We start from the raw sequence: 8,752 nt of genomic DNA on the forward strand, positions 1-8,752 counted from the left end.
AGCCAGATCGAGCCCGCGCTGCAGGCAGCGATGACGCAACTGCTCAAACGCCGGCTCGCCACCGAGCTTATCATCGATAACATAATCATCAATGGCATAAGCCGAAGCGGCAACATCCTGTTGGCCGCAGAGATTTTTTACCTTCAGGGAAGCCTGGGAACGTTTCCAGATGCCGATCAACCAGAGACTGGTAAAGCCATCATTGACCAGTGCGTCGAGTTCCTCATCAGGAATCAGATCGAGGGTATAAATCGGTCGCTGATAACGCCGTGACAGTTGCTCGAGCCAAACGTAGGTGGATTTGGCGAGCAACACTGCCCGCGGCATCCAGGCCAGGTCGGCGGTAAAACCGGCGTATTCATGGTCGCCAAAGGTGGCCGGATCAAGCGGCGTGGTATCCGGCGGTCCGGGAAACCCGGGCTTGTGCCCTTCAACCTCAAACTGCTGGATCGCCATACCAATCCGCGCCAACAGTTCCGCCGGCAACAGATCAGCCCAGAGATCGCGCAGCAACTGCACCTGAGCATAGAGGTCCTTGCCTTTACGCAAGGGTTCGAGCAAGCGCGCCAGCAAGGTCTGCGGCTGGGCGGCGTAGCCATCAGCAAGGACCGGCAGGGCCTGATCAAGCAAGATCAACTGCTGCTCGTAGGCGCTGATGCGGCGCAGCTGCAGTTCCTCTTCGGCAAACAGGGAACGTGCGCCGATTAAGGCCGGATTGTGACTCTGAACATAAAGCAGCACCAACTCCAGCAACAGATCCAGCCACTCACCACGGTCACCCAGTTGTTCTACATAGGTAGCTGGATCGAGCGGCTCTAATTGCAGAGGCAACGCCGGGAAAAAACCGAGAAAGGAGGCAAAACTGGTCTTCAGTCCCGGCAGGGGCAGGCGACTGTCGCCAATCTCCATAGCATTTTTAGTCAGGTGACAGCCACGACGGCGCAGAAAATCAGTGGCGACTTCGCGCAGGATCTGATTCAGAGTTGCCAATAGCTCCAGTTCAGCGGCAGTGATGCCCTGCGCAGACTGAGCGCGCAGGTGATCAGCGAGGAGGTGACGCATAAAGGTGCGCCCCGGCAGCTGGTCGTGGCGGAAGTAACTGGTCAGATTGATGGCATCCCAGACTTTACGGCTGCAGTGAAGATCAAGTGGATAATGGCGCTGACAAAAGGTCCCCTGAATAGACATCTGTTATACCTCCGGTTCGGCACTGCGAAGAAACTCCGCAGCTTCTTCCGGTGGGGTTGGGTTGATATGGAAGCCGGAACCCCACTCAAAACCGGTCAAACGCGTCAGTTTGGGGGCCAGTTCAATGTGCCAGTGATAATCAAAAGGCAGGGATTCCCAATAGTCGGGACGCCCCATGCGTGGATGGCGCGGTGGCGCACTATGCAATATCAGGGAATAGGCCGGATCTCTCAAGGCTGAGCGCAAGCGCCGCAGGATGTCGCGCAAGGTCCTGGCCAGAAATCGCAATTGCTGGTCACTCTGCTGGGTGAAGTCATGATGATGGGCCAAAGGAGCAATCATCAACTCGAAAGGAAAGCGCGAAGCATAGGGAGCATAGACCAGAAAGTTACCGTCATCGCGCACTATCCGGGATTTATTCTGCTGTTCCTGATGGATCAGGTCACAGATCAGGCAGCGTTCTTTGTGTTGAAAGTGTCGGCGACAGTATTCCAGCTCGTTGGAAATAAGCGGCGGCACCAAGGGCACCGCCATCAACTGGGAATGGGCATGAGAAATTCTCGCGGAGGTTCCAACCCCATGATTTTTGAAGATAAAGATGTAGCGTAAACGGCTATCCCGACGCAGATCGAGCATCCGCGAGCGATAGACTTTCAGCACCTCGGCGATATGGGCTTCACTCATATCAGCAAGGGACTTACTGTGATCCGGGGTTTCGATAATCAGTTCGTGGGCGCCGATACCGCTCATCCGGTCATAGAGCCCTTCCGCCCGGTTCTCAATCTCCCCTTCAACACGCAAGACCGGGAATTTATTGGGGATTACCCGTACCTGCCAACCCGGCGCATTAGGTGCGCTGCCCTGGGGACGACAGGCGAGGATCTCCGGTGGCGTCCGCCCCTCGTTGCCGCTGCACAGCGGGCAGTTGCTATCCTGCATCTGCAAACGCTGGTAATCAAAACCGCCGGCTGCACAATCTTCCTGACGCTTCTGAAGAAACTCCTGCGGACGCCGACTATGCCCAAGGGTCATGATCACCCAGCTGTTTTTCAATGGATCCCAACGCAACTCAGACAAGATATTTATCCTTTCAGTCTGTTAAACCGACCAGTTTTCTTCATCAAGGGCACTGCCACGGTAGCACAGGACGGCATCCCCTTCCGTGGGCCAGCGACCATTCTCCCGTTGTTGCCGCATCACATGACAACTGACGCAAATACTTTTCCCCTGTTCCAGTTGCAGCAACTCAACCGGCACCGCCAATTCGAGAATCGTGTCGCAGGCCCCGCGACCGCCGGGAACCTGTTTGCCGTCGATCAGCACCTTGACCTTGTTGTCGCTAAAACTGAAACACACATGAAAAATACCGCTGCCGTTCAGGCGCAATTCAAAGTAACCGTCTTTACCGCACAAGCGTCTGAGCAGATCGGGCTGATCGATGCGAAAATAGAGATGATCGGTATCGTAACCATAGTAAAGATGCTTCAGCCCTTCGCGACCACTGTACATGGCACCACCTACGGCGAGATCGATACAACCGGTCGCCAGCCACTCGAAATAATCACCGATGCGCCCGTCAATGGTCGGGGTAAAGCAGGCAGAAGGTTCATAGCCGGCGGCTATGATGCGCACCCCGGGCTTGATGCGCTGTTGCAGGGGCGCCGGCACCGGCAATCCTTTAAGGTGATACATCCCTTCCAGGTGCAAACGAAACAGACGATCAAAAATATCGGCCTGCAAACTCGAGTGTTCATCCCCGAACCACCAGAACCAATCACTGCCTTCAGCCCGCAGCAGTTCCTGCACCAGGTCACTTAACGGCTCCTGCGGATTAGCCAGCGCGTCAGTCACCTCGCTGGCGATACAATCGCGGCGCGCCTGATAGAGCAGCTGCCAGGCAACATTATCCTCCGGGTGACCAATCCAGGTGGTAAAATCTGAGCGGATCCAGGACCCGGCTGCCAGCCGGGTCAAGGGTTCCGGGGTAGATTGCTCCAACGCCTCAGCAATGGTGGCCATGGTAAACTGATCGTCCTGGTCGAGCATCTGATAAAAATCGCGCAGAAACGGATAACCGTTGTCAGCGTAGCGCTCCCAGCAATTTTCGCCATCGAGGATAATCGCCACTGTCCCCCCCGGTGCCATACGGGCAATCTGGCGCAGACGCTGGCGAATGTCGGCTACTGCTTCTGCTGCCTTCCAGGTAGCGTAAAGAAACCCGATGCGGTCGGACAGTTCACGATCGCGGAAGATCAGGGGCAGCCCCTCATACTCATAGAAACGGTACAGACGGCTGCGATCACGCAGACCACCCTCAAGACTGCGCGCCAGGATGTCTTCATCGGTCGCCGCCCACAGGGCCCCCTCTTCCTGCATCAGTAGCGCCGCGTCGTGGCTCACCCCCCCTTCCGCCGGCCACATGCCCCGGCGGCGCTTGCCGAAAAAACGTTCCGCCGTGCGTAACCCTTCACGCACCTGCAAACGTGCATCTTCCGGGTGGCGGAAATCAGCGGCGGGTAACGGCAGTCCGGGCGAGGGCTCCCAGGCGCTCTGCAGATTACACAACAGGGGCAGAATCGGATGGGCGTAGGGGGTAACGGTAATCTCGATCAACCCTTCAGCTTCCAGTTCGCGGTGGAAATCAATGATGCGGGCAATCTCCTCATGGCACACCATCAGCAACTGCTGTTTTTGTTGTTCATGATAAAGCCCACCACGCTCAAGCAATGCGCTGACCAGGGATGAACGTTGGCGCAGATGATAACCGGTCCAGGCGAGCAGAAAGCAGACCTGCAGATCGAGGATGTCCTGATGACTGAAACTCTCGGCCCGCGGCTCGAGGGGACCACGCTGCAGATAGAGCTGGTGATAGCGGCGGTTGGGCAAAATCTGGGTCTCAATATTGACGGAAAAGAACTGTTCGACAATAAATTGCCGCTCTGGCGCTGTCAATTGTTCGGCTGGGCGGGCGATCAATTCGAGCCAACGGTCATGATCTCTGCCGCTGGCATAGCGTTCGAGCTGTTCAAGCAGGGAGGGAACCAGATTGACCGTCACTTTTGCCCTGGTTTGGGCTACGGTTTCGAGCATTTCACCGTAATCTTTTAAACCGTGCAGCCAGGTCCAGGGGAGCAGGGTCTGACCACCAACCGGATCACGGTAGTCGGGCTGATGCATATGCCAGAGGATACAGACGTTCAGTGGTGAAGGTGAAGTAGTGGAAGCGCTGAGGGCAGCCATGTCAGTCCTTTTACAACCAGGGGTTGACGCATGAAGCGGTGAGAAGATTCAGGCGCACAACAAAGAATCAGTCCATTAAAGCCACGACAGGTTAGTGGGTAGCGCGAAGACAACCTTGCACAACGGATCAGAGACCGGTTGCCGCTCGACAGTGTAACAATTTTTTCGCCGGGATGTCACTTAATCCCCACATATTTATTCTGCCCTTATTCGCCCATTAACGCCTTGCCCTGGCATGACGAGGCTGGCATAGTTGGGCCATGCGTAAAGAGACAATACTCCTCTATTCAACCTATCTTAAGCACCGCTTCGGCGGCCGGGTCCACAAGATTTCCGTGGATGCCGGTTTCGGCTGCCCCAACCGCAGCAACGGCCGCGCCGGTCACGGTTGCGTTTTTTGTGACAGCTCCGGCTCAGCAGCGGTCGGCATTGCCCGCCAGGTCGGCATTGCGCAGCAACTCGAGCAGGCGCAAGAACTGATGCGGCGCAAATACCGGGCCAAGTGGTTTATTGCCTATTTTCAACCCTATTCCAACACCTTTGCGCCGCCGGCACAGCTGCGCCACTGCTACGATCAGGCCCTGGCGGTTAACAACGTGGTCGGCCTGGCGGTCGGCACTCGCCCTGACTGCGTCGACGATGCAGTGCTCGATCTGCTGGCAGAATATCACCGGCGCACCTATTTCTGGTTGGAGATCGGATTACAGAGTTGCCATGACCGCACCCTCAACTATCTGCGTCGTGGCCACGACTATGCTTGTTTCCTCGACGCTTATCAGCGCGCCAAGGAGCGCGGCCTGCGCGTTTGTGTGCATCTGATCATCGGTCTGCCGGGGGAAAGTCGTGACGATATTCTTCATACCGCGCGTGAAATGGCGAGGCTTGGAGTCGATGGCATCAAACTCCATCTGCTCCACGTGCTGCAGGGTACGCCACTGGGCGACAGCTTTCTTGCTGGAGAAGTTAAAACCTTGGGAATGGACGACTATGTGCAACTGGTTGTCGATGTGCTTGAATGTCTGCCGCCCCACACCCTGATTCAGCGCTTAACCGGCGATGGCCCACGCGAGCTGCTGCTGGCGCCACTGTGGTCACTCAATAAGTGGGAAGTTCTCAATGCGATTGGGGCGGAGCTTGAACGGCGGAAAACCCGCCAGGGGAGTCATTACCCAGGTACAATATCCCGTACCTGCGATGTGTAAAAAACAAAGACGCAGTCCCGTGCCTGAAGGATGAAACCTCAGGCCGGATTGTTGGTGGTAATGACCACTGTCGATGCATCTGGCGCAGGAGTCGCCCCGCCCCAGGAAATCAACAGCAGTGAAGCCCAGAGTATGCTGATAATAAGAATTGCCATTCGAAACATGGCGCGCAATCTAGCAGATGCCTTTGCTGGAAATCAACCATTTCATGACATTGCACGCATTTTGAGGTTTCATGATGCAACCCTGGCTCTATTTTCTGCTGTATTTCGTCGTCGGGATCATTCTCGGGACGGTTCTCTACCGCAGCGACTTCTGCATTGCAGGCATTCTGCGTGATATTTTTCTGTTCAAAGACACGTCCAGATTATGGCATCTTGCCCTGGCGATTCTCCTTAGCGCTGTGCTTTTCGCTCTGGTGCAACTTGCCGAACCGTTGCGAATCGATGAACTGATCGGTTTTGGCCGGGTGTCCCTGCTGGGGGTGGCGGGAGGGCTGCTGTTTGGTATCGGTATGGTCCTGGCCGGTGGCTGTGTTTTCAGCACCCTGTATAAAATGGGCGGTGGCAATCTCTCCTACCTTCTGGCGGGCCTTGGCATTATCTGCGGCAGCATCCTCTATGCCGAATTGTTCCCCTGGTTACAGCAACTCGAACAGCTCCTGACTATCGACTGGCAAACACGGCTGTGGGCCTGGAATCAGCCGTTGTTGATCGTCCTGTTGCTGTGTAGCCTGACACTGCTGATTACGATCGGTAGACGCGCGCAACGGTGGTCGCTGGACCTGCCGGTCGCCGGTTATCTGCAGCCACGCTACGCGGCCATCGGCCTTGCCGTTCTCAATGCGACGGTTTATTCTATCAGCAGCCTGCCCCTTGGAATTTCAACCACCTACGCCAAAATCGGGGCCTGGCTGATGAGCCTTTTTGCCCCCTCTCACGCGGTACAACTCACCTACTACAACCGACCGTCCCTGATGATCACCATCAACGATGTTGCGCTGAGCGGGGGCGGAGGGCCACATTGGGATCTGTTCGCCTACACTGAAGGCGCGCTCTTAACCGGTATCCTGCTGGGGGCATTTTTCACCGCCTTGTGGTTGCGTGAGTTCCGTATCAGTCGCCTGCCACCGGCACGTCAAGGCCTCATGGTTTTTTTCGGTGGCATCCTGTTGGCCCTCGGTGCGAGAATAGCCCATGGCTGCAATATTAAACACCTGCTCGGAGGGCTCCCCCTGTTGTCGACACAGTCCTTTTTATTTGCCGGCGGCATGATCGTGGGAATTGGTCTTGGCACTGTTGTTCTTTCCCGCTTGCTGTTGAGGTAACAACTTATGGAAACAAGAGAGATCGTCGAAACTATTGACCTCAATATTCTCGGTCAAGTGTGTCCGGCTTGCTTGCTGGTTGTGCTTAAAGCACTCAACCAGCACGAGCAGAGTTTGCGCTCCGGTAAAACCCGTCTACTGGTACGCACGGACCATCGCGACAGCACCCGCACCGTTCCTGAGTCGGCACGCAAAATGGGCTATCTGGTCGATGTCAAAAAAACCGATCACCATTACGAAATCTCCATAGGAAAACCGCATGAACCGAACTGATTTCCCGCTCTTTGCCACCGCACAAGGGGACACCGAAAGCCCTTGCAGCAATCAGGATTACATCCGCTACATCAGGGAAAAAACCAACCAGCTGTTGGAAGTCATGGGAACCGCCCCCCTGCGCCCGGAAGAACTGGATGACCGCGCCCTGATTGAGCTCGATCCGATCGGCATTGTCGCCAATTCCTTCAGACAGATTATCGGCACACTGAACAATACGATTGATGAACTGACCCACGCGAAAAATGAACTTGAGGCCATATTTAATGCGACCGGGGTCGGGATTTCGATCATCGATCGCGATTACGTGATCGAGCGTTACAACCAAAAGCAGCGTGAATTACTGGTAGACCCCAACATGACAAATATCGTCGGCCAGTTCTGCTACGAGGTGTACTCCGATCGTTGTTCCCCCGTCTGCGAATGCCCGGCACGTGAATCCTTTGCCACCGGCAAGTCAACCCTAGTGCGTGAAATCTGGAAAAAAGGCCGCTGTTTTCAGATCATTTCAACCCCTTTTTCCATTGCTGAGGATGGCACGGTAGAAAAAGTTATCGAAGTCTCCATGGAAATAACGGAAAAAAAAGTAGCCGAAACCGCCGAAAAGGAGATGAAAGAGTATTGCCTTTCCGAAAAAATGAAGCTGGCCACCATCATCGAAAGCTTATCCGAGGGGTTAATGGTACTGGACAAAGAGGACCGCGTCATTTCCTGGAATCGCGCCGCCGAAGAAATGACTCACTGGTTACTTACCGACATGAAAGATCAACCGTTAACAACCCTTTTCCCGGAGCTGAAACCAGCCCTTAAAAATACAGCCGGAAACCTGCAGGGAGTGGAGTTAACCTATCAGGCGAACAACGCAGAAGAGCGCATCCTTTCCGTCAATATGGGGCAACTTCAGGATTGCGACGGAAATCCCATCGGTAAAGTGTTAACATTCAGCGACAACACCGAGCAGAAAAAAAGGACTGAACTGTATCACCATGCAGAAAAACTGGCGGCCATCGGTCAACTGTCGGCCGGCGTCGCCCACGAATTGAATACGCCCCTTGGCAGTGTCTTGGGTTATGCGCGCCTGCTCCTCAAGGACAAAACCCTGACGGCTACCCAAAAGGAACAGGCCTCCATCATTGCCGAGCAGGCAAAAAAAAGCAGCTCCATCATTCAGGGCTTGCTGCGCTTTGCGCGCCAGTCCAACCGCGTCAAGAAAACCCTGGAATCCTGCCAACTCAATGACATTATCAGGGAAACCAGACCACTGCTGGAAACGGAATTAAGCAAACGAAAAATTGAACTGACAACGGATCTTGCTCCCCTGCCAGCGCTCATGGCTGATGTTCAGGAGCTTGAGCAGGTGGTGCTCAATCTGTCAATGAATGCGATTCAGGCGATCGGTTCGAAAGGACGGATTTGCATTAAGACCAGGCTGTCCGGCAACCGGATCCTGATGGCTGTTGCCGACAACGGTCCCGGCATCCCGGAGGCGATCCGATCACGCATCTTCGACCCCTGTTACACG

At 55.1% G+C, this 8,752-nt stretch carries 6 protein-coding genes and 1 pseudogene; 4 read left to right on the top strand and 3 right to left on the bottom strand.

Going from position 1 to position 8,752, the window contains the following annotated elements; translation table 11 throughout:
• The 3 genes and pseudogenes from AC6F7T_RS14175 to AC6F7T_RS14185 all read right to left on the bottom strand — a co-directional run.
• Positions 1-1,188, bottom strand: a pseudogene (locus AC6F7T_RS14175) (hypothetical protein); the annotation flags it as partial.
• A gap of 3 nt (positions 1,189-1,191) precedes the next feature.
• Entirely contained in the window at positions 1,192-2,265 is a 1,074-nt protein-coding gene (gene galT, locus AC6F7T_RS14180) for a galactose-1-phosphate uridylyltransferase (protein ID WP_500719906.1), read from the bottom strand.
• A 21-nt stretch (positions 2,266-2,286) separates the two neighbouring features.
• Positions 2,287-4,428 carry a glycoside hydrolase family 57 protein gene (locus tag AC6F7T_RS14185; RefSeq protein ID WP_500719907.1) on the bottom strand — a complete coding sequence of 714 codons (2,142 nt, stop codon included), beginning with the start codon at positions 4,426-4,428 and terminating at the stop codon, positions 2,287-2,289.
• A gap of 260 nt (positions 4,429-4,688) precedes the next feature.
• Between AC6F7T_RS14185 and mnmL the strand changes: the two genes are divergently transcribed.
• The 4 genes from mnmL to AC6F7T_RS14205 all read left to right on the top strand — a co-directional run.
• Complete coding sequence (mnmL, locus tag AC6F7T_RS14190; RefSeq protein ID WP_500719909.1) at positions 4,689-5,630, top strand: tRNA modification radical SAM protein MnmL/YtqA; 942 nt, start codon at positions 4,689-4,691, stop codon at positions 5,628-5,630.
• Positions 5,631-5,865: 235 nt separating this feature from the next.
• Positions 5,866-6,957, top strand: a complete 1,092-nt coding sequence (locus tag AC6F7T_RS14195) for a YeeE/YedE thiosulfate transporter family protein (RefSeq protein WP_500719911.1) — start codon at positions 5,866-5,868, stop codon at positions 6,955-6,957.
• Between the two features lie 6 nt (positions 6,958-6,963).
• Positions 6,964-7,230 carry a sulfurtransferase TusA family protein gene (locus AC6F7T_RS14200; RefSeq protein ID WP_500719912.1) on the top strand — a complete coding sequence of 89 codons (267 nt, stop codon included), beginning with the start codon at positions 6,964-6,966 and terminating at the stop codon, positions 7,228-7,230.
• Positions 7,217-8,752, top strand: a 1,536-nt coding sequence (locus tag AC6F7T_RS14205) for a histidine kinase dimerization/phospho-acceptor domain-containing protein (RefSeq protein ID WP_500719914.1), incomplete at its 3' end; no start/stop codon positions are given. The genes AC6F7T_RS14200 and AC6F7T_RS14205, both read left to right, overlap by 14 nt.

This window comes from Pelovirga sp., from assembly GCF_059864205.1.

Coding starts and splice junctions, on each gene's coding strand:
- mnmL (WP_500719909.1), top strand. CDS start 4,689: ATGCGTAAAGAGACAATACTCCTCTATTCAACCTATCTTAAGCACCGC.
- AC6F7T_RS14185 (WP_500719907.1), bottom strand. CDS start 4,428: ATGGCTGCCCTCAGCGCTTCCACTACTTCACCTTCACCACTGAACGTC.
- AC6F7T_RS14195 (WP_500719911.1), top strand. CDS start 5,866: ATGATGCAACCCTGGCTCTATTTTCTGCTGTATTTCGTCGTCGGGATC.
- AC6F7T_RS14200 (WP_500719912.1), top strand. CDS start 6,964: ATGGAAACAAGAGAGATCGTCGAAACTATTGACCTCAATATTCTCGGT.